The organism is Paraburkholderia sp. GAS41 (assembly GCF_050436545.1).
Lineage (GTDB): Bacteria > Pseudomonadota > Gammaproteobacteria > Burkholderiales > Burkholderiaceae > Paraburkholderia.
The window spans coordinates 1-26,014 of the sequence record NZ_JBNDMK010000038.1; the positions used below are offsets into that span (position 1 = coordinate 1).

Annotated in this window: 24 protein-coding genes and 1 pseudogene; 15 read left to right on the forward strand and 10 right to left on the reverse strand. The window is 59.3% G+C overall.

Going from position 1 to position 26,014, the window contains the following annotated elements:
* The first annotated feature begins 215 nt into the window (after positions 1–215).
* Entirely contained in the window at positions 216–1,313 is a 1,098-nt protein-coding gene (locus P3T43_RS32840; RefSeq protein WP_429285163.1) for a DUF7146 domain-containing protein, read from the forward strand.
* Positions 1,314–1,409: 96 nt separating this feature from the next.
* On the forward strand, positions 1,410–1,634 hold the full coding sequence (locus tag P3T43_RS32845) for a hypothetical protein (RefSeq protein ID WP_429285164.1): 225 nt from the start codon (positions 1,410–1,412) through the stop codon (positions 1,632–1,634).
* 75 nt (positions 1,635–1,709) lie between these two features.
* Here the strand turns inward: P3T43_RS32845 and P3T43_RS32850 are convergent, their stop codons facing one another.
* From P3T43_RS32850 to P3T43_RS32865, 4 genes are all read right to left on the reverse strand, one after another.
* Complete coding sequence (locus P3T43_RS32850) at positions 1,710–1,967, reverse strand: hypothetical protein (protein WP_429285165.1); 258 nt, start codon at positions 1,965–1,967, stop codon at positions 1,710–1,712.
* On the reverse strand, positions 1,964–2,125 hold the full coding sequence (locus tag P3T43_RS32855) for a hypothetical protein (protein WP_429285166.1): 162 nt from the start codon (positions 2,123–2,125) through the stop codon (positions 1,964–1,966). Before P3T43_RS32855 ends, P3T43_RS32850 begins: the two co-directional genes overlap by 4 nt.
* A 95-nt stretch (positions 2,126–2,220) precedes the next feature.
* Complete coding sequence (locus P3T43_RS32860) at positions 2,221–2,577, reverse strand: hypothetical protein (RefSeq protein WP_429285167.1); 357 nt, start codon at positions 2,575–2,577, stop codon at positions 2,221–2,223.
* Positions 2,574–3,590 carry a PRTRC system protein D gene (locus tag P3T43_RS32865; RefSeq protein ID WP_429285168.1) on the reverse strand — a complete coding sequence of 339 codons (1,017 nt, stop codon included), beginning with the start codon at positions 3,588–3,590 and terminating at the stop codon, positions 2,574–2,576. Before P3T43_RS32865 ends, P3T43_RS32860 begins: the two co-directional genes overlap by 4 nt.
* 1,125 nt (positions 3,591–4,715) lie before the next feature.
* Here P3T43_RS32865 and P3T43_RS32870 point away from each other — a divergent pair.
* Positions 4,716–5,852 (forward strand): integrase domain-containing protein, encoded by a 1,137-nt coding sequence (locus P3T43_RS32870; RefSeq protein WP_429285169.1) that lies wholly within the window; start codon positions 4,716–4,718, stop codon positions 5,850–5,852.
* Positions 5,853–6,148: 296 nt separating this feature from the next.
* Here the strand turns inward: P3T43_RS32870 and P3T43_RS32875 are convergent, their stop codons facing one another.
* Positions 6,149–6,346 (reverse strand): hypothetical protein, encoded by a 198-nt coding sequence (locus tag P3T43_RS32875; protein WP_429285170.1) that lies wholly within the window; start codon positions 6,344–6,346, stop codon positions 6,149–6,151.
* A 576-nt stretch (positions 6,347–6,922) separates the two neighbouring features.
* On the opposite strand from P3T43_RS32875, the gene P3T43_RS32880 reads away from it, so the two are divergent.
* The gene (locus P3T43_RS32880; RefSeq protein WP_429285171.1) at positions 6,923–8,185 is read left to right on the forward strand and encodes a hypothetical protein; all 1,263 of its coding nucleotides are present in this window, start codon (positions 6,923–6,925) and stop codon (positions 8,183–8,185) included.
* 403 nt (positions 8,186–8,588) lie between these two features.
* Here P3T43_RS32880 and P3T43_RS32885 read toward each other — a convergent pair whose 3' ends face one another.
* Positions 8,589–9,614 (reverse strand): LacI family DNA-binding transcriptional regulator, encoded by a 1,026-nt coding sequence (locus P3T43_RS32885; protein ID WP_429285172.1) that lies wholly within the window; start codon positions 9,612–9,614, stop codon positions 8,589–8,591.
* A 260-nt stretch (positions 9,615–9,874) separates the two neighbouring features.
* On the opposite strand from P3T43_RS32885, the gene P3T43_RS32890 reads away from it, so the two are divergent.
* From P3T43_RS32890 to P3T43_RS32910, 5 genes are all read left to right on the forward strand, one after another.
* The gene (locus tag P3T43_RS32890) at positions 9,875–10,933 is read left to right on the forward strand and encodes a fatty acid desaturase (RefSeq protein WP_429285173.1); all 1,059 of its coding nucleotides are present in this window, start codon (positions 9,875–9,877) and stop codon (positions 10,931–10,933) included.
* A gap of 17 nt (positions 10,934–10,950) precedes the next feature.
* Entirely contained in the window at positions 10,951–11,274 is a 324-nt protein-coding gene (locus tag P3T43_RS32895) for a non-heme iron oxygenase ferredoxin subunit (RefSeq protein WP_429285174.1), read from the forward strand.
* A gap of 107 nt (positions 11,275–11,381) precedes the next feature.
* The gene (locus P3T43_RS32900) at positions 11,382–12,416 is read left to right on the forward strand and encodes a sugar ABC transporter substrate-binding protein (RefSeq protein ID WP_429285175.1); all 1,035 of its coding nucleotides are present in this window, start codon (positions 11,382–11,384) and stop codon (positions 12,414–12,416) included.
* Between the two features lie 108 nt (positions 12,417–12,524).
* Complete coding sequence (locus P3T43_RS32905; protein ID WP_429285176.1) at positions 12,525–13,409, forward strand: sugar phosphate isomerase/epimerase family protein; 885 nt, start codon at positions 12,525–12,527, stop codon at positions 13,407–13,409.
* The gene (locus P3T43_RS32910; RefSeq protein WP_429285177.1) at positions 13,406–14,512 is read left to right on the forward strand and encodes an S-(hydroxymethyl)glutathione dehydrogenase/class III alcohol dehydrogenase; all 1,107 of its coding nucleotides are present in this window, start codon (positions 13,406–13,408) and stop codon (positions 14,510–14,512) included. The genes P3T43_RS32905 and P3T43_RS32910 overlap by 4 nt, the downstream gene beginning before the upstream one ends.
* A 259-nt stretch (positions 14,513–14,771) precedes the next feature.
* Here P3T43_RS32910 and P3T43_RS32915 read toward each other — a convergent pair whose 3' ends face one another.
* A complete protein-coding gene (locus P3T43_RS32915; protein ID WP_429285178.1) occupies positions 14,772–15,833 on the reverse strand; it encodes a LacI family DNA-binding transcriptional regulator in 1,062 nt (353 codons plus the stop codon).
* Positions 15,834–16,000: 167 nt separating this feature from the next.
* Here P3T43_RS32915 and P3T43_RS32920 point away from each other — a divergent pair, with 167 nt between their 5' ends.
* From P3T43_RS32920 to P3T43_RS32940, 5 genes and pseudogenes are all read left to right on the forward strand, one after another.
* Positions 16,001–17,071: a fatty acid desaturase family protein gene (locus tag P3T43_RS32920; protein WP_429285179.1), complete on the forward strand. Its 1,071-nt coding sequence runs from the start codon at positions 16,001–16,003 to the stop codon at positions 17,069–17,071.
* Positions 17,072–17,103: 32 nt separating this feature from the next.
* Positions 17,104–17,412, forward strand: coding sequence for a MocE family 2Fe-2S type ferredoxin (locus P3T43_RS32925; RefSeq protein ID WP_429285180.1), 309 nt, complete (start codon positions 17,104–17,106; stop codon positions 17,410–17,412).
* A 4-nt stretch (positions 17,413–17,416) separates the two neighbouring features.
* Positions 17,417–18,649 carry an NAD(P)/FAD-dependent oxidoreductase gene (locus P3T43_RS32930; RefSeq protein ID WP_429285181.1) on the forward strand — a complete coding sequence of 411 codons (1,233 nt, stop codon included), beginning with the start codon at positions 17,417–17,419 and terminating at the stop codon, positions 18,647–18,649.
* A gap of 283 nt (positions 18,650–18,932) precedes the next feature.
* Positions 18,933–19,712: pseudogene (locus P3T43_RS32935) on the forward strand (LysR family transcriptional regulator); the annotation flags it as partial.
* A 32-nt stretch (positions 19,713–19,744) separates the two neighbouring features.
* Positions 19,745–19,891 (forward strand): amidohydrolase family protein, encoded by a 147-nt coding sequence (locus P3T43_RS32940; protein ID WP_429285182.1) that lies wholly within the window; start codon positions 19,745–19,747, stop codon positions 19,889–19,891.
* A gap of 443 nt (positions 19,892–20,334) precedes the next feature.
* Here the strand turns inward: P3T43_RS32940 and P3T43_RS32945 are convergent, their stop codons facing one another.
* The 3 genes from P3T43_RS32945 to P3T43_RS32955 form a co-directional block, all read right to left on the reverse strand.
* Positions 20,335–21,453 carry a porin gene (locus tag P3T43_RS32945; protein ID WP_429285183.1) on the reverse strand — a complete coding sequence of 373 codons (1,119 nt, stop codon included), beginning with the start codon at positions 21,451–21,453 and terminating at the stop codon, positions 20,335–20,337.
* 110 nt (positions 21,454–21,563) lie between these two features.
* Positions 21,564–22,853: an MFS transporter gene (locus P3T43_RS32950; RefSeq protein WP_429285184.1), complete on the reverse strand. Its 1,290-nt coding sequence runs from the start codon at positions 22,851–22,853 to the stop codon at positions 21,564–21,566.
* A gap of 65 nt (positions 22,854–22,918) precedes the next feature.
* A complete protein-coding gene (locus P3T43_RS32955) occupies positions 22,919–24,853 on the reverse strand; it encodes an alkyl/aryl-sulfatase (RefSeq protein WP_429285185.1) in 1,935 nt (644 codons plus the stop codon).
* A 147-nt stretch (positions 24,854–25,000) separates the two neighbouring features.
* On the opposite strand from P3T43_RS32955, the gene P3T43_RS32960 reads away from it, so the two are divergent.
* Positions 25,001–25,912: a LysR family transcriptional regulator gene (locus P3T43_RS32960; RefSeq protein ID WP_429285186.1), complete on the forward strand. Its 912-nt coding sequence runs from the start codon at positions 25,001–25,003 to the stop codon at positions 25,910–25,912.
* Positions 25,913–26,014 lie beyond the last annotated feature (102 nt).

The window sequence follows — 26,014 nt, forward strand, 5'->3', positions numbered from 1 at the left end:
TCCTCTCACCTTGTTTTCTTCTCCGTTGTCGCGGCACACCCTCGGGTGTGTCGTGCAGCGATTTCTCGCACGCGCACCGCGCGGTCTTTCACCTGGTTCCAACCTGCTGAAAAAAGCTGCCCGACCGACTGGGCCCGGACGGCTTTTTTGAGCACGCGTTTTCACGCCTGACTCAGGCATCGACCTCAACCCACTTCCACAAAGGAGAGTGACCCATGAATGTGAAGGACCTGAAGCTCACACCCGAACAGTGGGTCTCGCTGCTCCTGAAGTACGGAGTGCCGGCGAGCGCGCTAACGGGTAAGGCTACACCGTGTCCCATGTGCAGCGGCACCGACCGTTTCACCTATGACAACAGGCGCGGCCGCGGTGACTGGATTTGCCGCCACTGCGACGATGGCAACCCAAAAGCGGGAGATGGATTTGACCTCATCTGCCGGTTTTCTGGAATTACCTTTATCGAACTGATGCACGAGCTCAGCGGCGGCTCGCTGGATGCGGCACGCAACGACGCGCGTACTCTGGCACATGCGTCACCGGCGCCAGGTGTTAAACGAAAGGCCGATCCTGCTTTCGTTGAGAAGCGCTTGACGTCGATGTGGGATCGCGCGAAGCCATCTGCGACTGGCGATCTCCTGATGCGGTATTTGCGGACCCGTATTCCGGGCCTGACTGCGCCTGCACCTCAGGCGCTGCGTCTCGGCATGCTCGAGTATCGTCACGAGAAGAAAGTGATCGGCACCTGGCCTGGCATCCTTGCGCGCTTTGAGTTGCCTGACGGTCGACTTGGGACCTTGCATCGTACATACCTCGAACGTTCAGCGCCTGCCAAGGCGCAGATCGTCTCCGCGGATGGCGAGATTCTCGATTCCAAGCTCAATGACATGACGCTCAACCCTCTCGCGGGAGGTGCGGTGCGACTGATGGATCCGGTCGACGGTGAGATCGGTGTCGCAGAGGGGCTCGAAACAGCCTACGGCGCGCACATGCTTTCCGGTGTGCCGGTCTGGAATTGCCTGAACTGCAATCTTCTCAGGCAATTCGTCGTTCCCGAAGGTTTGGGCATCCGCGTGGTGCACATCTTCGTGGACTTCGACAAGGTTGATCCGAAGACCAACAAGTCGCCGGGCGTTGCCGCCGGCGTCGAGCTGGCAAAGCGACTGCGCGCAGAAGGGTACACCGCCATCATTCATCGTCCGAAGCTTCGCGGTACCGACTTCGCCGATGAGTGGGTGCAGTACGCCGCGTCACGAAGCGCAGTGCATGTACCGCCTGTTTCGCACTCGGGTGCGATGCTCGCCGCAACACTCTGAAACCAGCCGGCGCTTTGCCGGCATCTCTATATCCTGCCCGGTGGGGATCATCCCCGCCGGGGAAGACTCGTCGGGCGCATTTCTCTGGAAACGAAAATGAGCTCATTCCGTGTACTGGTGGGAAACTTTGCAATCGTTGAAACGACAGGCGAGGCCGACGGCCGTCAGCCTGCGGTCAAATCGAAAGCCGTGGCCTACGATGTGATCGACCGGCGCGGTTGCGACGACACGACGTATCTTTGTCGCGACCAACCCTTCGAGGCGGCCTGGGATTTTTGCGCCGCTCGCCTCGCGATCGAGGCGTCGAGGAAGCTGCATTGACCACCACCCATCCCATTAACGAAAACGGCTCCCAATTCTGGGAGTCGTTTTTTTTCGCCCGTACGATCTGCAACCTCACCGGAAGATGCGCAACCACCAGGCCAGCAGAATGAGCGCGCCGCGCAGGACGTACCAGAAGCCGGTCGACCAGCACAGACCAGCGGCGGCGATAAAGGAGACATAGTCCACCAGCTTGTCGTAACCTGCTGCGCCAAGTGGGCCGCAAAGGCACAGGAGCACGACGCACAGAATCGTCGTAAGTACTCGTCTGGTGACCAGCGACAGCCTCATGAATGAGTCGATCCAACCGTCAATGCATCGAATGGTGTTCATTGCATTTCCTCAAGCTTGCGGATGACAGCTTGCAGCGGTTCAAGTGCGTACCAGCCCGCCATGCCGGATGCGGCGAACGTCGCGAGGCACAGCCAGGTGCGGGCTTCTTCGAGCGAACCATGATGGAACAGGGACATAACGGTCTGGTAGGTGTTCATGATGACGATGCTCCGGTATCGGGTTATTTCACCGGTGCAACAGGCATTCAGATGCACCGGTACTTGGTTCCTATCATGCCAGGCTGTGGGCGAAGTCAAGCAGCCGCGTCGAGAAAGCTGGCGAACTGGTCTACAAGCGCGGCGACGTCGTGCCCCTCGTTGCCACCGGAGAAGGGTTCCGGCGACGGCATGGATGTCAGTGGGACAGCGACGGGTTCAATCCTTGTCTCCGTTGCACCGGTGAAATGTTGGGCTGCCGTCTCAGAATGACTGGCTACAGCGGGCTCCGGGTACGCGGGCAGTGCGGCAGGGGTGCCTCTGAGGGCGGACTCTGCCAGCGAACGCAAAACCGCCGCGCGCTCGCGGTACGAGCGCGCGGTGCTTAGCCTTGCGTGTAGAAGCGGGGTGGTCACCGCGTCAATGACCACCTTCATGTCAAACTTTTCGCTCATGCCCGTGCTGCTGCGCGTTCGCGAGTGATCCCTGCCTCGCCGACGATCAGGAAGCCCTCGGAGTTCGCAAAGCAGGGGGCCTTGACCACTTCAAGTGTGACGCGCGGAAATGCCTTGCGGATCGCCGGGGCATAGAGTGCTGCGCCACCGCCGGAGAGGATGATTGATCGCACACCCGTGAGTTGGCCCACGTTGTTCTGGATTTCTTTTACTACGCCCGTCACGACCGGTTGTGACTGCTCGAGATACGGGTCAAGGTCAATGTCGGTGCCGTAGAAGAAGAACGGTTTGCGTTCGCGTAGGGCCTTGTCGATACGCTCGATATCGTCGACCTGCTCGTCCTGATCGCGCGAAATCAGTTCAGCGATACGTTGGTAGATCTGCGATGCGCCACCCGGGATACCGTCGCTACGCTTGTCGTCCATCGTGAAACCGTTGGCGTACACCCAGTCAGTCGTGAAGTAGCCGACGTCCACCACGAGGTGAGCGCTGTCCTTGCCGAATTCCGCCTGCCGGTGGCTTGATGCCGATACGAGCGAGCCGAGCGGCTGCGGAATCACAACAACCTTCTCGATGTTCACACGGCCCGATCCATAGTCCAGCATGCCTGTGAAGCGATCGCGCAAGGCTCCGGCATATTTTTTCATGTTGTGCACGGGCAAACCGAGGATTAGACGTTCGACGTGCGTGACGCCGGCGAAGTGCATTGCGCCCGCGAGTAGCGCCGCGTAATTGTCCGAGAGGACGAAATCATTCGAGAGCGCACGGCCGGTGTTGCCATAGGCGGCGGTAAGAGACACGTCAGGGCCGACCTCATACTCGACCTGATCGATCACGACCTTTGCGACCTTGCGGGAGACCAGCACGCTATCGCCGTACCCCGAAAGTGCGCGACTTGCCGCGAGTGGTGCGAGAGAAGGAAACATGCCGGTGGCGATACTGCCGCTTGCCGCACGCAGCGCGTATTTTGTATTGCCGTAGCCGACATCAACTGCAAAGACGGAAACTTTCAAGGTAGCTCCTGGTGTCGCGACGGGTAGTGCGCGAGAAAGTGACAGATATCTGACACTTAAGTGTCAGATTCGGTCGATGGTGTGGCGCGCCCCCGGCGAAGTGACAGAAAACTGATACTTATCTGACAGTTTGCCGAACCGCACCGGGGTTTCATTGGATAACTGACACTTATCTGTCAGTTATGCCTGGTATTCAGTCTATCGGGCCAAATGCGAAGTCAAGTCACGAAAGCAGGCGGGTTATATCCAGCTTTTGGTTCTGTGATTGAGCGGCTCAGGTTCTATTCTTCTATTTACCTACCGCGTCACCGACGCATCGAACTGAGCACACGGCCTTCGTGCGCCCATTTTCCTCAGCCCGCAACGGGCATCTCGCAGTAACTGTCCAGGCCGCACACTGATGCGGCCTTTTTCTGAATCCGATCAAGTCCCCACCGAGCCACACTGAGGGTGCGTGGACACCGCGATATCCATACGATTGGCGACGTTTGTCGCAATGACACGCGATGAGGACAAGGGGGAACCGGACACCGGACACTTCACACGGCACTCATCGCGTATGTACGCGTCCCTTCAGCACACGAAGCTGGGTGCATTCAGGAAGCCCGATACACCGCGGCCGACATGAATGTGCTTTGGGGCGGGGGAAGTCCTGCGAACCGGGAGGTAGCCGGTGCCGCGATTCCCTGAACGGAAGACAAACGGTAGGCGCAGCCGTAACCAGAATGCGCAACAGGAATTGCCCGGCAGATAGCCCGGGGTCGGTTTCGCCGCAGGCGAGGCTGACTCTAACGTCCACGGACGTCGGGGCTGGCAGGGTAGCCGCAAAGCTGTGCGGCGCGAGTTTGCGCGCAGCGCTTCCAGCGGTCGCAATGCGACGGTGGACGCTGGCACAGCAGGTTGGACAGTCGGACTGCATGCACTTCCCATGCAACGGGCTGATCGGATGGAATCGCTAAAGGACAGGAAGAGGCAGTACCCCGGCGCCGGGATTAAAGGCGAAGCCGCAAGCGCGGCGAGAGGCAGGCGGGGAGCAAGGTTCGAAGTGCGATGCGTGGTAGGCGCGTCGTGAGTTCCGGTTCCGGTGCCAAAGGGTGACGAAGGGCTTTCGAGCAGGGCATAAAGATGGCAGCGATATTGAACGTGCGCGCGATCGTGAACGGTTACGGGTTAGCTCCGGCCTTCCGCGAAGAGTTGCTTCGGCTGTTTGACGATCACGTCGCGGAAATTCACAGCACAACGAGAATCAGCAACCGGGCGCTGTCGATCAAGACGCAGGAGCGGCGTGCAACGTCGCTGTGCAAGGCGTTCGCGGAGCTACGCGATGGCGGTTTCGCGCTGCAAACGCCATGGTCGCTAAAGGCGAAGCACGTTGAATATCTCGTACGGCATTGGGTCGCCAGGGAGCAGAGCGGCGGCACGATCGAGAACAAGCTGACCTACCTCCGCGCGATCGCACAGTGGATGGGCAAGAGCAACCTGGTCGGAACGCTCGCTAATTACGTGGACCGCAAGGAACATGGGCTGGAGCGGTCTTACATTGCCACCGAAGACAAGTCCTGGGCAGCACATGGAATCAGCGCATCGGACAAGATCGCGGAAATTGCGCAGACCTGTCCGCATGTCGCAGTGCAACTGAAGTTGCAGGCAGCGTTTGGATTGCGGCGTGAAGAGAGTTTTCTGTTCCGTCCGCTTGAGGCGGTCCGCAATACGGATCAGTTGCGGATCATGCGTGGGACAAAAGGCGGTCGCGAGCGGGACGTGCCGTTCGACGCGAAGTTGGCGATTCTGGAAGAGGCAGCGCGGCTCTCAAACGGCTTCACCGGGTCAACGATTCCGCAGTCGCATACGCTCGTTCAGTGGGTCGACCGTTACAAGACGGTCATGAAGAAGCACGGCGTGACAAAAAAAGGACTGGGAGTAACGGGGCACGGACTGCGGCACCAGTATCTTCAGGAACTGTATGCGCGTGTCGCCGGCGTAGCGGCACCGATCAAGGGAAGCGGACCGCGGCCGGATGCCAGCTTGCACGAGGAGGCAATGAAGCGGGTGGTGGAAGCAGCAGGTCACAGCAGGGTGACCAAGGCAAACGCGTACCTGTCGACGTTTGCGTTGCAGGAGCGCGTGACGCGGCGTCGGCCGACAGACGAAGAGATCAGGCAGGCATTGGTTGATGCCGATGGCAACAAGAGTCATGCGGCGAACGCACTGGGTATCTCGCGGCAGGCGCTATATCGTGCCTTGAGCGCGTTAGAGAATTGATGGGGTTTCAGTATTCAACACGCCGTCGGCGGATTGATCTCAAAAATATGAGGCATTCGCACATTCGACTCGAGTAGGGGCACTGCATACTGTAATTTCTCTCGGTTCACGCTTGCCTCGACGCAATGCAGAACCACTCAGCCGGCGCTTTCGCCGGCTTTTTTTGCGTTGAGCCGAGCCTCTGCTGCGGATGTGTCCGACCGATGGAAATCGGTGCCGAGGCGATCGGCAAAAAACGACCCGTTGCCGACGGTCGCGTTGCGACCAACCCAACGGCAGGTAGCAGAGTAGTTCGGTCATCTAGGCCGCTTTCCCCCGACCATCCTTTCGGTGAGCGTCGGTGAGCGTGGTGCCGCAGCGACGGCATAGGCCGCGTCGAGCTTGGCGATAGCGGTATCGACGTCGAAACTGGTGTCGAACACGAATACGCGGGCCTGCTCGACGCGGCCAAGATTGATGCCGTGGGCGATGATTCGCGCGCAGCGCGCGCTCACTGCAGCGACAGCCGTTTGTTGATCTGAGGGCGGCGACAGCGCGGGTCACGGCGACTCTGTTTTCTGCCTCGTTCCGGACGTGGGCACCGGCGCGCATGGCAGCCCTGCGGCTGCTTTGGCTCGGGGGCGCGACACGCGCCGTGCGCGAGCCGGGGCTGACCGCGGTGGGCAGCGCGGGGGCCTTCACCGAACGTTTTCCCAGATTCGCGAGCAAGCTGGCGAGGGGAGCGAAGGTCCACGAGGAGAGCGGAGGCGGTGCGGTCTTCTTGGCGTGGTGTTTTGTAGCAAGCAAGAGCGCGGCGGGATCGAGTGCCATGGGCCGCTCCTCACGCGAGGGCACGGCGGAGATCGCCGACGCGCCAGACGAGGACACCGCGTTGCTTTTGCGGCTCGGGAATTACGTCGGCATCGATTCGGTGAGGTACGTACGAGGCGCGCACGAAACAAGTGCTGCTACCATGGGCGCTATCTGGCAAGTAAAAAGGGCGGCAAAATCCGCAGTCGCTGCCAGTAAACTGTCGCTGCATTTCAGTGCGCGAACCGATAGAGCTATCGATAGAGGCAACGGGAGGACGGGTGAGAAACCACACGACGGGCCGGCCGTTCAACACGGCATCGACATATGACTACTTCCGCCAACGAGAAGCCGAACTCGTACAGGAGATTGAATCGCTGGAAAACGACTATGTCCTCAAAGCGTCAGCAAGTGAGCTCGAGGACTATTTCGTGTCTAAGTACCGTTTGGAACCTCTCACGCTTGATTCGGACGGCCATTACATGGATGAGCCGCGCAGTGTAGATATGGCCGTCCATAATGATTTCGAGTTTGGTTTTCCCGGCGCGCGGCAAACGTCCGCCAAGGGAACGCAGCTTTCCATTTCGGTGCCATACACTGGGTCTCGCGACCTTTGGCACCACCAACCGTCGACGTTTACGATGCATCCTTATCCCGAACTGAATGTCGGAGATACCGAAGTAACGTTTTATTCGACCTTCCGAGATGATCAAGCCAACCCGCAGCAGATCAAGCAGCAGATAGACAGCAACATCAGAATGTTGATCGAAGCGGCGGCCCAAATTCGCAACGATGTTATGGGCCATAACCGCAGCGTCGAGAACTCTGTTCGTACAGTTTTGGCGCAGAAAATCGCCAAAGCAAAGACCGCCAACGGCGCAATTTCAGCATTGGGCATACCGATGAAGCCGCGCGATAGGCCTATGACGTATGTCGCGCCCGATGTGCGCCGAAAGCCGCCTGTGAGTCGGCCTGCCGCGGCCACCGCGAAATTCGCTCCAGAACCCACCCTCGAACAAAAGGAATATGAACACATCCTCAGCGTGATCCGGAGCATGTCGCTCGTCATTGAGCGAAACCCTAACGCCTTCGCGTCGCTGGATGAGGAGGCGATTCGAACACACTTTCTCCTGCAATTGAACGGGCACTACGACGGCACAGCGACCGGCGAGACCTTCAACGCGGCTGGTAAGACCGATGTTTTGATCCGTGTCGACAACCGCAATATTTTCATTGCCGAGTGCAAATTTTGGCGAGGCGAAAAAGGATTCAACGAGGCAATTGAGCAGCTTCTAGGATACCTTTCATGGCGGGATTCAAAATGTGCTCTGCTCATCTTCAACCGGAACAAAGACTCATCCGCGGTACGGCAGAAGATACACGAGGTGATGATAGCAAGATCGGAGTATCGTAAAACCGCGAGCCACGTACCGGACGGCGACTGTCGCTATGTCTTTGTCAAGAGCTCCGATCCTGGGCGCGAGATTCACATCAGCACTATGCTATTCGACATTCCGGCACCGTTGAACATGACACCAATATAAGCCGCTGCGGTCATCGCTAGCCGAGGCCGACAATTCCAACGAACGGCCGCTGTCAGCGGTCAAGCCGACTTTCCAATGACCGCGCGGCTGCATGGACGAACGGCCGTAGTTGGCCGAGAGCACCAGCTCGATGAACGTTCCATCGTGAGGACGTTGGAATCCTCAATGGCAGCTTTCCGGTGGTTTGTGTGAACGCGTACTGCCGGCCAGTTACTGACATTCGGCATATTCGTTCGGATGTCCGCTACCCGTCTGACAAGAGACGACGGACTCCAGTTGTCGACGTGTTCTCATCGGCGCAACAATCAGCGATCAGTGCGCTACAAGCATGTCCTCATCGGAGCAGCATCGCACGACCGTCAAGGGTATGCGACTAAAGCATTAAGCTTTCCAGCGGGTCGCGCTAATACAACGAGAAGCGGGAATACGTCTCTATCGGGATAATCGCTTGCGCGAGAAGAGGCCTCCCTTCGCGCGCTGACCTCAAATGTTCGACCGCCGTACGCAACAGGAGCCGGAGATCCTGTGTCAGCAAATAGTCAATCACGTCGGATCGCAAAAGCGGTTCCGTTATCCGGTTGACCTCGTGAGTGACGTAGATCGTCCGGCCTGTAAGATTGTGTTCACGCAGCGCCGCCGCCAGGCCTTCGTTTCCTCCCGCAACATTGTAAATACCATCGAGCTTCTTGTGTTCGTCCAGAAAGCGCTTGGTTGCTTCGTATGTCGCGGCGCCGGAATCAGCGCCCTTGATCACTTCAACCAGATTCACGTTCGGGAATCGCTGCCTTAGCAGTGCACGAAACCCAATCTCGCGATCCTCGTGACATGTGTAGGAAAACGTCGCGACGACCACCGCCACGTCAGGGGAGGTGTGCGCCTGCAGATGTCGTCCCATGAGAAAGGCGGCTGACTGTCCGGCTGCCCGGTTGTTGACCCCGACATACGTGTGCCGCGCATCGGCATCGACGTCAGTAATCAGCGTGACGACCGGCTTTCCTGCCGCCATGCATTCGCGTAGTGCCGCGGTCGTCGCTGCGGTGTTCGTGCAGATGATGCCGATACCGTCGGCTTCGGCGGCCGTCTCACGAACTCTGGCGGCGACCTCGTCATCGGACACTCCAACGCACCTTACGATTTCGAGACGCGTCCCGGATGCGAAAAATTCTGCTTCGAGTTCAGCCGCGGTGCGCGTTAACTCGTCGGTGAATGCGTCTCCCGCCTGGGCCAACAGCCTGAACTCAAACGTACTTCGCCTCGCGCGGCCCGAAGACCGGACCGGGGAATCCGGGCTCAGTTGCCTCAACGCTGCTTCAACTGCGGTTCGCGTACGTGGATGCACACCAGGCCGATCGTTGAGTGCGCGATCGATCGTCGCGCGGCTGAGCTGCGTGGCCTCCATCAATTGCTTAAGCGTCGGCTTGCCTTTCATCGCATGTGTCTCCAGACCATCGTGCGGACCAAGGCGTCCGCGCAGGCATCATTTTGCCTCAATCTGAGACTATCGAGGATTTTCTCATTCAGACTCAATCTGAAAAGCAACCGAAACCTCATGGAATACCCGATATACCTCAAAATGAGGCATTTAAATCTTTGACTCGTGCTCATTAAGAGTCTTAAATGCATTCATCGATGATCAATGCTTCAGGTGATCCATCGCACGGTCAAACTTCAAGCACTGGGGTGCAACTCATGTCGGTACAGCAAGACAACGCGAAAGTGATAACCATGGACGACTGGTATAAATGCCGACTCGACAGAAAGGTGCTCAAAGAAGTCACGCGTCGCAACGACCGGGACGCGCTCCTGCACTTCGGCGGCTTCATGGGATTGGTAGTGGGAAGCGGCGTGCTCGCATGGTTTTCGCTCGGCACGCTCTGGTGCGTACCGGCGTTCCTGCTTTACGGGACGCTCTATGCATTTGCCGAAGCAATGGAACACGAGTTGCGCCATCGCACGCCATTCAAAAGCGAATGGCTCAACGCGTCGGTACATTGGTTGATCTGCTTCATGACGTGGCGCGAGCAGATCTACAGCCGCTGGTCCCACGCGCAACATCACACATACACGCACCTGACGGCCACCGTACCATCGGACGTTGAAATCGCCGTCAAGCGTCCGCCTAACTACCTGAAGCTCGCCACCGATTTTCTGCGCGTTTCGCACGGCATCCATCATCTGGGCAACATTGTCCGGCATAGCTTCGGCATCATTTCGACGAGTGCGAAAGCCGTGGTTCCTGCTTCCGAATACCGGGAGATGTGCAGGAACTCGCGTGTGATTTTGACGTTATACGTTGGCGTGGCCGCTTGGGCGATTGTCGCTCACAGCTGGTTGCCGGTCGTGTTCCTCCTGTTACCGCGTGCCTACGGTGCATGGCTACATGAATTGCTGGCGATTACCCAGCACACCGGGCTGCGTGAAAACGAGCTCGACCACCGCTACTCCACGCGCACCATCAAGCTGAACCCCGTCCTGCAGTTCCTCTACTGGAACATGAATTATCACGTCGAGCACCACATGTTCCCGAATGTGCCGTTTCACGCGCTACCGCAGCTGCGTAAGGCGATCGAAGCGGATCTGGCACCTGCCTATGACGGTCTGTTAAGCACATGGGGCGAAATTCTGTACGTCTTCAGGATGCAGCGGCGTGATCCCGACTACATGGTGACCCCGCTCGTACCCGGGAAATCGGTGGCCGCCGCGGCAGAGCGAACCGGCGATACGCCGTGTCCGGCACAAGCACGCTAACCGCAAAGAGACGCGCGATGAACATCCTCCAATGGCATTACGTTTGCGCTTGCGATGACATCGACGAAGAAGACGTCATCGAGTTCAAGCACGACGGCAAGCTATATGCGGTCTATCACACGCCGAGCGGCTTTTACGCGTCGGCCGGTCTTTGTACCCATGAAACGGCGCGCCTTACCGAGGGCCTAGTGTTTGGAGAGGTCGTCGAGTGTCCGATGCACATGGGGCGTTTTCACATTCCCACGGGCGCCGCTAAAGGGGCACCTGTTTGCATCAACCTCGTTACACACCCGGTAAAAACCGAAGACGGTAAAGTCTTCATCGGTTTGCCGGGCGATTGAACGCGGCGCCCCGACACCGGGGCAAAGCGACCACGGCCGGTTGCACGACATCTGTATTTGGCCTCGCGACATCGGCAAACAGACCACAAATAAACAAGGAGACAGCCATGAAATCCCCGATCGGAAAGGTGCTTCGCCTAACCGCCGCAGTCTTGAGCCTGGGCCTGTGCACGGGCGTCTACGCAGAACCTGTTGCCCACTTTGATTTCATCACCCACGCGCCCGACTCCGACGCATGGTGGAACACGGTCAAGAACGGCATAAAGCAGGCCGACGAAGATTTCAACGTCCAGACCGATTATCGCAATCCGCCGAACGGCGATATCGCCGATATGGTCCGGTTAGTCGATCAGGCAGCCGCGCGCAATTACGACGGCGTGGTCATGACGATAGCGGACTTCGACCTGCTCAAAGGCTCCGTCTCGAAGCTCAAGGCGAAGCACATACCGTTCATCACGTCCAACACGGGAACTGAACAGCAGAGCGCTGACCTTGGTGCATTGATGCACGTGGGACAGCCCGAATATCTGGCGGGCAAGGAAGCGGGACTGCGCGCCAAGGCCGACGGCATCAAGACCTTTGTCTGCGTGAATCACTACGCAACCAATCCGCTTTCGTTCGAGCGTTGCCGCGGATTTGCCGAGGCAATCGGCGCGGATACGAAGACGTCGGTGCTCGATGTGGGCACGGATCCAACCAATATAGAAGCGAAGGTGAGCGCCTATCTGCGCTCTCACCCGAACACGCAGGCCGTCCTGACACTGGGGCCGACTTCCGCGGATCCGACCATTCGCACAGTGACCAAGCTGGGTCTGGCGGGCAAGATCTGGTTCGCGACGTTTGACATCGATTCGGACGTCGCCAAGGCGATCAAGGACGGCACTATCAAGTTCTGTACCGATCAGCAGCCGTACCTGCAAGGCTACATCCCCGTCGCGATGCTGGCGATCATGCACAAGAATCACAACACGGATGTCGCGCAGGCCCGCGCCGAGCTCGAGAAGGATCCGAAGGTCGCCAAGGTGCTCAAGGACTACGGACTTAAGCCCGTCTACGAGGCGCGCAACATTAGTTCCGGGCCGGGCTTCATCACGCCGCAAAACATCGAGCAGGTATCGTCGATGGCGGGACGTTACCGGTGACCCTCGTATGGAGCCGACCGTGAACCCGAATCATCCGATCGAAAGAGTCGAGCCGTGGATGCCCACCGATCGTGTCACGATCTGCGCGCTGCCGGTCACGGAGGCGCCGTGAGCCAGAGCCTGGTTGTGTATCAATCGTTGTGGGCGATGGAGCGTCGGCATTCTGATAGCCACGAACGCTCCTTGGAAGACAACGTGCAAATGATTGCCGACGCGGGGTTCGACGGCGTGAGCGCGCACTACATGGACCGCGCGTTCGTCGAGAGGCTGACGAGGTTGCGTGCCGACCACGGACTCGGTGCGGAAGGCCAATGCTTTCCAAGCACGATCGACGAGCTACAGCCGGTGCTGGAAAATGCGGTCGAGTTCGGCGTGCATCACATCGATCTGCAACCCGATGTGCGGCCTCGCACGGTTCGCGAATGCGTCGCGCTGATCGATGGCTGGCAGCGGCTTGCGGAGCAGGTCGACTTTCCGGTGTACATCGAAACCCATCGCGACCGGATGACGACCGATTTGTTCTTCACGCTCGATCTGCTCGAAGCACGGCCGGATATGAAGCTGCTCGGAGACATCTCGCATTATCTCGTCGGTCGCGAATTCGCCTGGCCAGTATCGGACGAGAACCACGCCCTGATGCATCGCATTCTCGATCATTCGTGGGCGTTTCACGGACGCGTAGCGAGCCGCGAGCAGGCGCAGATCGAGCTTTCCTTCGGACCGCATCGCATGTGGGTCGACCTGTTCCTCGAGTGGTGGCGCTACGGATTCGCGTCGTGGCGCAAACGGGCCGGCCCAGACGATACGCTCGCCTTCACCTGCGAGCTCGGGCCTAAGCCGTACGCGATCATCGGCCGCGACGGCAACGACACGACGGACCGGTGGGCCGAGTCGCTGCTTTTGCGAGACTGGATCCGGGAGGTCTGGCGAGACGTGCAACCGGGTAGCGCAGCATCTCAACAACGAACGCATGACCAGAGGACAGCAAGGTGAAAACAAAAGCCGCCATCGCATGGGAAGCGGGCAAGCCATTGACGATCGAGGAAGTCGATCTCGCAGGGCCGCGCGCCGGTGAAGTGCTGATCGAAGTGAAGGCGACGGGCATCTGTCACACCGATTACTACACGCTCTCGGGTGCTGATCCGGAGGGCATTTTCCCCGCGATTCTCGGGCATGAGGGCGCCGGTATTGTGGTCGATGTCGGCCCGGGCGTGGGTACATTGAAAAAGGGCGATCATGTCATTCCGCTCTATACGCCCGAATGCCGGCAGTGCAAGTTCTGCCTGTCGCGCAAGACCAATCTGTGCCAGGCCATCCGTTCGACGCAAGGCCGTGGCCTGATGCCGGATGCCACGTCGCGCTTTTCCATCGGCGGCAAGCCGTTGTTCCATTACATGGGAACGTCGACGTTTTCGAACTACATCGTGGTGCCGGAAATCGCGGTGGCGAAGGTGCGTGAAGACGCGCCTTTCGACAAGATTTGCTGTATCGGCTGCGGCGTGACGACGGGCGTGGGCGCAGTCGTGTATTCCGCGAAGGTCGAAGCCGGTGCGAACGTGGTGGTGTTCGGGCTGGGCGGCATTGGCTTGAACGTGATCCAGGGCGCGAAGATGGTTGGGGCCGATAAGATCATCGGCGTCGACATCAACCCGCGTCGCGTTGAACTGGCGAAGAAGTTCGGCATGACGCACTTCATCAACCCGAACGACGTGCCGAATGTAGTCGATCACATCGTGCAATTGACCGATGGCGGCGCGGACTATTCGTTCGAATGTATCGGCAATACGAAGGTGATGCGTCAGGCGCTGGAATGCACGCACAAGGGCTGGGGCCAGTCGTTCATCATCGGCGTCGCGGCAGCGGGCGAAGAGATCAGCACACGGCCGTTCCAACTGGTCACGGGGCGCGAGTGGAAAGGCTCGGCGTTCGGTGGTGCACGTGGGCGCACCGATGTGCCGAAGATTGTCGACTGGTACATGGAAGGCAAGATCAATATCGATGACCTGATCACGCACCATTTGCCGCTCGAGCGCATCAATGAAGGCTTCGATCTAATGAAGAAGGGCGAATCGATCCGCTCGGTGGTTGTCTATTAAGCGAATGGCATCACCGGGATCGCGTGCATTCGCTTCGCTCGGGAGCGACGTCGTTCCAGAACCAAGCCGGGAATTGTGCGAGTAGTCTGATGACAAGGGTTTGATCCGCTGGCGACTCCACCCGCCAGCTTCTTCCCACGCAAAGTAGGGTTCGTGGGCGATATGGACCTTGTGTCCATATCGGCTTTTTTTCGTACCTGTAACCATCTTGCGATGGCCTCCTGGGCGCCTCGCTCGACCGACCAATCGACACTCCGCTTCATTCACCCAGGTAAGGACTGTGTCTTACGTTGGCCGAGCAATACACTCGAAACTCGACCGGCTCCGCTCGCGGCGCTGTATCGACGACACCGCAGGCATGGAGGATGCGCTGAAGAGCCGCGATGACCTGTCCGTCAGGGTCTTGGTCAATGACGATATCCATGATGCCCGCGTCGATGTAATCGCGATGCAGATCAAGCATCTCATGGCCAACCCACACTACCTCGTGCGCTGCCCCGAACTTGCGCAATGCCGCTTCGACGCCAGTTGAGCCGTAGCCGCTGTTGTAGATCGCGCTGAGTCCGCCTTGTTTGAGCGCCGTAGCCACAGCTTGATAGCACCGGTCGTCTTCGTCCTGCGTCTCAATCGGGTCCTGCTGGCAGGTCATGTGGGAAAATCTTTCGGTGAGTTGCGCACGACAGCCACCAATGCGATCGACGTGTGCCCGGTAATCCATGCGACCGCCCAGCAGAAGCACGCGTCCCGGCCGAGTCGAGAGTCGACCGATGTAATAGCCCGCCGTGCGGCCAGCGCGCAGGTTATCGATGCCCGCGTATTCAAGCCGTCCAATATCGGAGACGTCTGTCACCATCGTGACGACCGCCTCGCCGTGCTCGATAGCCGCCCTCAGCGCGTCACGTACTTGCGCCGTGTCATGGGTCGTCACGATCAGTCCAGCGCGGCGGTAACGCGGCTGCGCGATGGCAGCGGTAATCCTGTTGTCGTCGGCTGCCGGAAGCGACGTGCGGTGTACGACCACGCGCCGATCAAGCATCTGCGTGGCGCGTTGCAGTGCCTGATTTAAACGTTTGAAGAAGGGAGCATCACTCTCGGGCAGGAGCACGTCGACGTGGATAAGCCCGTGCCGTGTCTCCGGTAACAGCCGCGGCAGCGCCAGTTCCCGAGCGGCCGCAACAACGCGCTCGCGCGCGGCAGCCGAGACGCTGCCACGTTCATTCAGAACACGGTCGACGGTCGATGCACTGACGCCAGCAAGCTCTGCGATCTCGATGAACCGGGCTGTGCGTTTGCGTCGGCGAGGAACCGCTGGGGGCGCCACGGCTGTCTCCTTTTGTGCACTGCATTTTCGTGTGGTCACCCGACGCTAACGGATTGACGAAAAATCGTCAATCCTCTCGTTGAGTGATGCTTATACACCGCTTATCTTTGAGGCATAGGCTCTCCGCAACTTACTGAGAGCAATCCAATAAGACCAAGGAGACGCAGATGCCGGATATGAAGGAACCCTCCGAGTCGGCGCGACATCAGGAATATCGCCTCGTCGGCGGAGCAGGTGAACGCGCACAGGCTGCCGGTCTCGTCAATGCAGACTGGTACAAATGCCCGGTACCCCGCCCGGTGATCAAGCAACTGATGCAGCGCAATGACGCGCGCGCGGTGCTCGACACGTTGATCTGGTACACCGCAATTGTGGCTAGCGGCGTGCTTGCCTGGTTCGCTTGGCACGCTCACTCCGTGTGGGCGATCCCCGCCTTCTTTCTTTACGGCACGCTTTACTGCAGCCCGGCCGATTCGCGCTGGCACGAATCCGGACATGGCACTGCGTTCAAGACGCGCTGGATGAACGACGTGTTGTATCAGGTGGCTTCTTTTCAGGTGTTTCGTCGGGCGACGGTTTGGCGCTGGAGTCACGCCCGTCATCACACGGACACCTTGGTGGTCGGACGCGATCCAGAGATTGCGGTGCCGCGGCCAACCGATTGGGTCGGCCTTGCATTGAGTGTCGTCGCGCTGAAGCAAGTAGTAAGCGAGCTGCCGAAGATGATCGCTGCCGCATCTGGCCGAATCAACGCGGACGACCAGACTTTCGTACCGGCGTCCGAGTGGCCGAAGGTATTCCGCGAGGCACGCATCAGCCTCACCATCTATGCCGTCGCGATAGGCGTGAGCATCTACTTCCGCACGATCCTGCCGCTTCTTTACATCGGACTGCCGAGCATGTACGGCGCGTGGCTTTATGTGTACTTCGGTCTCACTCAGCATGCAGGTATGCCTGAGAATGTGCTTGATCACCGCAAGAATTGCCGCACCGTCATGATGAATCCGGTATTCCGGTTCCTGTACTGGAACATGAACTATCACGTCGAACACCACATGTTTCCGATGGTTCCATTCCATGCGTTGCCGCAATTGCATGAGACGGTGAAGGCCGATATGCCACTGCCGTATCGCAGCAGCCTTGCGGCCTACGCTGAAATCATCCCGGCATTGGTACGCCAGACACGTGATCCGTCCTTCCACGTCGTGCGGCCGATGCCGCCGGCCACCGAAGCCTGAAGAAGCCAACATAAAAACTGGAGACAACCGCCATGTCGCACTGGGTCAACACAGCCGCGCTGGATGATATCGAAGATGAAGACGTTATGCGTTTCGACTACGCCGGCCATACCTACGCTATTTACCGCGTCGATAACCAGGTCTTCGCAAGCGACGGACTGTGTACGCACGAACAGGTGCACTTGAGCGACGGGCTGGTGATGGACTATGTAATCGAATGTCCCAAGCACAACGGCCGTTTCGACATCCGGGACGGGCGCCCGCTCTGTGCGCCAGTGTGCGAAAAGCTCAAGACCTACCCCGCAAAAGTAGAAGACGGCCGCATATTGATCGAGGTATGACGCAATGGCTATCGACCGTCTCATGGCAATCGTCGGCGCTGGCCACGTCGGCGGACGCGCAGCGCAGGCGTTGCGCGAATATGGCTGGAAGGGCGGCATCGCGCTGATTGGCGCCGAGCTTCATCTACCGTACGAACGGCCACCGTTGTCCAAAGGGTTACTGACTGGCGAGCGGGACGCGACGCAGTGCGCATTGCGGCCACGCGAAGCATGGCAACAGGACGACATAGAACACGTTGTCGCCAGGGTAAAGACCATTGACTCTGGATCACGCGAAATCCGGCTGGAAGACGGCCGGGTCATCTCCTATGAGGCGCTGCTGCTCGCAACCGGAGGGCACCCGCGACGTCTCACGATCCCCGGGGCCGAACTCCCAGGTGTCGTCGGTCTGCGCACGCTCGACGATGCAGCGGCGATTGCACCGCGCCTCACTCCGGCTGCGAGGGTCGTGATCATAGGTGGCGGTTTCATTGGTCTCGAAGTTGCTGCTTCTGCGCGGACTCGCGGCTGCCACGTTTGGGTGCTGGAGGGCGCACCACGTTTGTTAGGCCGCGCAGTTCCGGCGTCCATTGCGACGCGTGTCCAAGCTTTACATGAGCGCAATGGCGTAGACGTTCGGATCAACACGGCCCCGACGTCGATCGAACAGATGCCGGACGAAGCACTGGCCGTAACGCTCGCAAACGGAGATGTTCTGATTGCTGACCTGGTGATCGTCGGCATCGGCATTGACCCAGCCGATGAGCTTGCACGCGTGGTGGGGCTCGAAGTGCGAGGTGGCGTCATCGTGAACAAGCGGCTCGAGACTTCGGTGCCGGGAATTTATGCGGCCGGCGACGTTGCCGTCTTTCCAAGCCGCTTTTCGGGTCAACTCATTCGTCAGGAAACGTGGCACAACGCAGAAACGCAGGCGCGCATCGCCGCGCACAACATGCTCGGTGCGCAGGAAACGTATGAAGATCTGCCGTGGTTCTGGTCGGATCAATACGACCATCAACTGCAAGTTGCTGGCGAACCGGCTCTCGGCGAGCACTCGGTGACCCGCGTACTGGCGGGCGAGGCGGAGATACATTTCTATTTCGATGCTGGCGGCAGGCTAGTCGGTGCGAGCGGGTTCGGGGCTGTCAGCAGCATTGCGAAAGAGATGAGGCTCGCGCGGATGCTCGTCGAGCGTGGCATATCGGCAGTGCCAGAAACGCTCGTGGATGTGAATGTCAAGCTGAAGAGTCTCCTTTGAGGGGATGGGACTACGTGCCTCTTGTTTGCTGCAACTTTTGCCCACCGGCGGATTATCGGAACGGCCATCGCTAGGAAAGGCGGTCATGTACGACAACGGATGCGTTTGGTCGCCGGGTCACCTTTGAGTTCGCGCAAGGCTTGGCGCCAGCATTAACCGACAGCCTACCGTCCAAACCTTGGCTTGCTTTTACCGCCCGAATGCGCGGCATTGCTAAAATCTCCAATCGCGGAACTCGACGACCCAGAAGCTCCATGGTTCGTGATTTCCGCATTAAGGAACAATGCGCGTCCCACCATTGAAAGCGATCATCGCATTCGAGAGCGTCGCCCGCACAAAGAGCGTCAATCGGGCAGCCGACGAACTAGGGTTAACACCATCGGCCGTCAGCCATCAAATTGCCAACCTCGAATCCATGGTCGGCAGGCCTTGTTCACGAGATTGGGACGAGGATTAGTTCTTACCCCAACGGGTCAGCAATATCTGGGTGATGTCACCGGATCGCTAGCGGATTTGAGTCGTGCGACGGAGCGGGCGTCCAGCCAGACGGGTGTCGAGATTCTTCGCATTCACTCGAGTCCGAGCTTTGGACTGATGTGGCTCCTGCCCCGGCTGCCTTCATTTCATCAAGCAAATGGCGACATCCAGTTGAATCTTGCCTGCTCGTACGAGGATGTCTCTTTCACGTCCGGATACTACGACCTCGACATACGACACGGTTACGCCCATTGGACCCATGGAGAGGTCAAAACTCTTCGCGATGAATTTATCGCGCCCCTCGCTTCGGAAGACTACCTAAAAAGATTCCCCGTGAGCATGCCCGAAGACTTGCTCGATCGGCGCCTGATTTTCTCGGAAGCACCGCTCGTTCAGTGGCGGCAACGGTTTGGCAAGTTCGGCGTGGCCGCGGCCCCCAAGGCCTACGATTTCTCTTTCGACCGATCGTACATGTCGCTTGAGGCCGCGGCGCTTGGGCACGGCATCGCGCATCGAAAGCATGATGCTCGCATCGGTCCACCTCAAACGGGGTTCGCTCGTACCGGTATTCGATCGTACGTTCGCTACGCGATCGATGCGTTCGGCACGGAGCGTTGCATGTTCGCGAGTAACTTTCCGGTCGATAAGCTCTTTAGCAGCTACGACGACGTCTTCAATGCGTTCAAAGCCATCACACGCGACTTTTCCATCGGCGAACGGCGGGCGTTGTTTCACGACAATGCAGAGCGTGTGTATCGACTGTAGATCCGCTGCTAGTCACGGTCCCGCATATATAGGTCGATGTTGCTGCTACGACTGGCCGTTTTTTGCGACAAAGCGGCCATTTGCGAATTCTCAACGAATGGCTCAGATGGGTCGCGTTGCGTCAATTCGCTCTTCAAATTGATCGCCGGAAAGCGGCCACTGGAATTCCGCTTCCCGGAAGCGGCCAGTCGCCAGTGCGTACTCCCGACCCACAACCGCCCTTCGAGCCAATGCAAGGGCTATGACTGGTCGCAAGTGTGGAACGGCCATTCGCGCGGTCTGCCCGCTGGCAAGTTGTCCGCCGATCATCAACCCACCACAAGGATTGTGATCGACGACCTCACCCGGCGACCAGAAGACGCGAATTGTTCCCGCGCTGAGATCGGAAAGCCGCCCCGGATTCGCTGCGAAACAAGAAACGGCTCAGGCAATCCCGCAGAAGCCTAGAAACGATGCGTCATGCCGATTGCCGTCATGAACTGATTCGTGGCTGCCTCGGTAACAGCAACGCCTGGCCAGCTCACGGTAGCCGTGCCGTTGTTCTTGAAATAGCCGACGCGCGCGTAGAGACTGGTCCGTTTGGAGATGAAGTGGTCGATACCCGCCTGAAAACCCGGCGTGTTGTCGTGTGCGCCGCGTACATTTCGGTAAAGCGCCGCCAGTTCAATCGCGTCGGCAGCGCTGGCCTGAATCGTCGCGCCGAGCTCCGCCAGGCTGACCGAATGGCCCGTCCCGAGCAGCGCGGCCAGCGAGTGGGGTGCTGCATCGTCCGAGCGCTGGTAAGAATAGTTGAATTGCAGATTCACGATTCCGATCCGGTACGCGAGCGCACCCACGAAATGCTCGGTACCGAGCAACGACAGCGGTGCCGGCAGCGACGAGATGGCTTCAGTGCCTGGGCGTTGGTTCACGTACGCGAGCCCCGCGTACAAACCGGCGCCCGTGTAGTTAATCCCAAGGCTAAGCGCGTTGCCCGTCGAGGCCGGCACCGGTTGGGTCACGGTTGCCGCGAACGCGTACATCGCATAAGCCTGAGCACCTGCGATCTTCGGTGTCTGATAGAGCACGGAATTGCTCATGCGCGCAGGATCGTACTGTGTCGATAGCGTATTCCGGTCCGGGGTGAGGACCATCGCTGAAAACGGAGACAACACTTCGTTCACAAAGAACGGATCGGTCGGATAAACAACGCGGAAAGCCACATCGTACTGACGCCCGAAGCTGAGCGAGCCGAGCCGCTCGTCCTTCAATCCCACCCACGCCTGGCGATAAAAGAGACTGGTCGTATCGGCGAACTGCGTGCCATTGTTCAGATTGAAGCCGCTCTCGACGACGAACTGAGCGGTCAGCCCCCCTCCCAGATCCTCATTGCCCTTCAAACCGAACAGCGAGCCCGTCGAACCACCGCTTTTCATCGCGACCGTATGTTGGCCCCCGTTGTCGAGATATTGCAAATAAGTGTCGGCCACTCCGTAAAGCGTGACGCTGGACTCGCTTGCGGACGCTGCACCGACAAGCAGCAGCGGTACTAATCCACATACAACCTGCATTCTTGCTCGCATTGAGGTCTCTTTATGTTATCGATCGACGTTGATGACTGGCTGCATAACAGTGGTTCAAAGTAAAGCCGAATGGTTCGGAATGTCGTTGAAGTCGAAGTCGGGCGCGCCCGCTACGTACTTTGCGTTTGCGGCGCATGCGTTGCTCGACCGAACCCATGCAGTTGGCGGTTCACGGATCTCTGCGGGTCGACCATCGTCGCGCCGACAAGGCCACCGGCAATCAGAAGCACGCCGCACACATCGAAAGCCAGTTCATATCCACGCGAGCCGGCATACGTCTGAACCAGATGGCCGGTAATCAGCGGCGCAACGATGCCCGCGAGTGACGCAACCGAGTTGCCTATCGCGAGAACGGCGCTGCGCTGAGCGCTGGGAGTGACTTCCCCGATGATCGCGGGGCACATCGCGTAGCTGCCCGATCCGAACGCCATTGCGGCAATCAGAAACATTGCACGCACGAGAAGTGGAAGTTGCGGCACGGCCGCGCTGCAGAACATCGCGCCCGCGATCATCTGGGAGGCGCCGGTACCCCAGCCGCGCGCAATTCTTGGCGGAACGCCGCGGACCAGCAGCCACTGAATGCCATAGGACGCAGTGATTGCAAGCGGCATCGCCGCAGCCACGATCAATGCGTACAGGCGTCCCGATGCCGTCGCTTCGAGCCCCAGCCCTTTTTGCAGATAAGCGGGCAGCCACGTAAAGGAAAGCGCGATACCCCAGTAGGACGCAAACTGCATCGCCATGCTCGCGACGAGCGTCCGGTCGGTCAGCAGATGACGGTAGGCGATGCGCGGCCGGAGCGGACTTTCCGTGGCCATCCCGTCGACGTTTCCTTCACGTCCGAACGCCAGCCAGCACACGGACCATACGATCGTCAGCGCGCACAGCAGCACGAAGTTAGCGCGCCATCCCCAGCGGGCAGTCACAAGCGGCACCGTCACGCCGGCGATCAGCAGTCCAAGCCCCGCGCCCGCGTTAAACACGGCGACCGGCACGATGCGCTTATGCGGTGGAAACCATTTGAAGGCGGCATGGATAGCGACCGGATAGGCCGGGCCTTCGGTCAGTCCCAACGCCACGCGCGCGGCGATGAAGGCCGCGAACGAAGTCGGGACGAACAGAGGAACCTGGCACAACGACCACGCCAGTGCCATCGCTAGCAGGGCCCAACGGGTTGCCATGCGGTTGCAGAGGAATCCGCCGGCAATGCCACCCACGGCGAACAGCCAGAAAAAGCTGCTGCCGACCATGCCGAACTGAACCGGCGTGAGCTTGAGTTCGGTCATCAGAGGCACGGCGAGCAAGCCGACGACAATCTTGTCGAAGAAGTTCACCAGCATGAACGCCAGCAGCAGTAATGCAATACGCCACGCGCCCCATGCATCGTAGGGTCTGTTCACTTTCGTCTCCTCCATGCGTGAGCATGAAGTGGCTCCCGCCGACTCGACGGGAACGCACCTGATTTTTATGGTTCTACGACGTTGAAGTTGCCATCGAAAGTGTCGAGCGTGCCGAGCATCGCGATGAAGGCCTTCGAGTCGCCTTCGAGACTGATATCGCCGGTGCGGACCGCGTCGGCAAATCCGGCCTCACCGGCGAGGATGCGATTCAACAGCGCACGCGTCATCCGCAAGACGACATGCGCAGACGCCGCGTGCGCGGGCGTAGAACACGTCAATGCGCCATGCTTCAGGGTCAACGCATAGGCTCGCTGCGTGTCGGTGAATTGCCATGCGATGCGAAGATCGAGCGCCTGAGCCTTGATTCCGTCGATGCGAATCGCGAGGTAGTCGAAGAACATTTCGTCCGTCATCGCGCTCACCATGTCGGCGCTGCGTTTGCCATAACCCGACGTCGACCCGGCACCGTCGCGCAACTCGCGCGCACCCAGCAGGAAAGCGTTGCGCCACGTGGTCGATTCCGCCTGGAACCCCATTTGCTCCAACGCGGCAGCGCCGAGTTCGCGCGCCTCATGTAGCGCGGGCTGGGCGAAAACGAGGTGGTTCATGACCTGTGCGACCCACCGGTAGTCGCCGTTCGCGAAATCGCGGCGCGCGCGCTCGAGCATCGCATCCGCGCCGCCCATGTATTCGACGTAACGAGGCGCCGACATCTCGGGCGGCAGCGCGTTCAAGTGGCTCGGGTTGCCGTCGTACCAGCTCAGGTAATGCTGATAGATGGCCTTGACGTTGTGCGAGACCGTGCCGTAATAGCCGTGGGTATGCCATTGCGCAGCAAGGCTTGCCGGCAACGTCATGCGCTCGGCAATCTCCGGGCCGGTCAAGCCGTGATTCATGAGGCGCACGGTCTGGTCATGCAGATACTTGTAGAGATCGCGCTGCTGTTCGAGAAACGTAGCGACTCGCGCCGTTCCCCACGTGGGCCAATGATGCTGCGCAAACGCGACATCGGCATGCGGAGCATATCGTTCGAGCGCGCGCCCCAGATAGCGCGACCACAGTTGCGCATTACGTACCTTGGCGCCGCGAAGGGGGCAAAGGTTATGCAGCGTTTTCGTGCCGTTTTCCGCGAGGTTGAGCGCGCGCAACTGCGGGAAGAAAAAGTGCATCTCGGCAGGTGCTTCGCTGTCGGGCGTCAATTGGAAAACGATCTCCACGCCATCGATCACGTGCGTCTCGCTTTCTTCGCTGATCAACACGGTCGGCTCGATCAGCGTCAACGTGCCGCGCGGCAGATTCTTTCCCAGACCTGAATCGATCTGGCAACACGGATTGCGTGCGAGAGTATGGCCGAACTGGAACTGACTGCGCCGCGCCATCGCCGTGCCGGCGAGAATGTTTTCGGAGACGGCCTCTTCCATGAAGCCGTCCGGCGCGATGATCGCGACACGGCCCGCCCGCACATCGGCTTCACTGACAACGCCCTTGACGCCGCCGAAATGATCCGTGTGGCTGTGGCTATAGATCACGGCGACAACGGGTTTGTTCGGCCGGTGACTCAGGTAGAGATCAAGAGCCGCGCGGGCGGTTTCGCTCGTGGTCAGCGGATCGATGATGATCAGGCCCGTGTCGCCCTCGATAATTGTCATGTTCGCGATATCGAAACCGCGCACCTGATAGATCCGGCTGGTGACCTCGAACAGACCGTGGATGGCGTTCAGGCGTGCCTGGCGCCATAGCGAGGGATGAGCCGTCACGGGTGCCTGCGCCTCGTCGAGGAACGCATAGTCGGCGAGGCTCCACACCAGCCGGCCGTAGGCGTCGCGGACTTCCGCATGGGGAATTGTGCCCACAAACCCGCGAGACGCGTCTGCCTGGTCGTCGTCGCTTTCAGGCGGCAGAGCGCGCAGCGCGGCGCGGTGAGCTGCATACGTAGCGTCCGTCGCAACGCCGGCTGCCGGGATGGAACCGGCGGTTCCCGATGGGGAGATGTTTTGCATGAAGCACTTCCTGATTCGTGGCGTGTGTGGCTCGTGTCGCAGAGGATGAGGCTCAACATATAAGCCTTCCGTGGACCTATTTGAGCCGAGCCACGGCTATAATACAAGTGCAAGTTCTTCACATCCGCTATGCATTGCCTGCATACCATGAACATCAAACAGCTTGAGCATTTCCTGGCGGTCGCCGAAGAGGGATCGATCGCCGCAGCCGCGCCGCGCGCACATCTGACGCAGCCCGCGTTGACACGTAGCATTCAGGCTCTGGAAACCCAGATCGGATTCACGCTGTTCGACCGAAACACGCGCGGTGTCGTGTTGACTGCAATGGGGCACCTGGTACTGGACAGAGCAAAGCGCATTCTGTTCGAGGCCAATTGCCTCGAACGGGATCTGCTGCTCGTCCGGAACCACGAAATGGGTAGTGTGAGATTCGGGCTAGGGCCGCTCGCCGCGCCCATCTTCCTTGCCGATGCGCTGATTGCGCTGCACAGAGACTGGCCGAAGCTCGAAGTGACGGCAGAGGTCAACGACGGCGCATTTCTGATGAACGGTTTGCGTGAAGAGCGCTTCGATTTCGTCGTGGTCGACCACAGGTTCGTTCCAACCACGACGGATCTGGCGGTACGGCGGCTCGCGAACGAACACACGGGCTGTTTCGTTCGGGCGGGTCATCCATTCATCGGGCACGAAATGTCCCTCGCGCAATTGCGGCATTCACCGTTCGCGTCGGTTCCTCTTCCCGAATCGGTCCGGGCAAAGCTTCGGAAAGCGTTCGGCTGCCGGCCCGGCGAAGACCTGCAGTTTCAGGTGGAAAGCAACGATTTTCGGGTGCTTGTGCTTCTGGCGAGCTGCGCCGATGTGATTCTGCTCGCCCCATTGCGCGCGGTGACAGCCGAAGTCGCGTCCGGCACGCTGGTGCAACTGCCATTGCCGCAGAGTTTCAAACTGGCTGCCCGATTCGAGATCGTGCATCTTGCCGGGCGCACGCTGTCGCCAGCGGCAGAGCGAGCGGTTTCTGCGGTGGAATCGGCGGATCGGATGGGGACCACCATGTTGTAGAACGTATCGGTCGAGCGACGCTTGCTCGGTGGGAGGCAGTATCCGGCATCGCTCACTGACTTCGCTAAGCACCGGTTTACCTTGTGTTCATTCTGAATTATT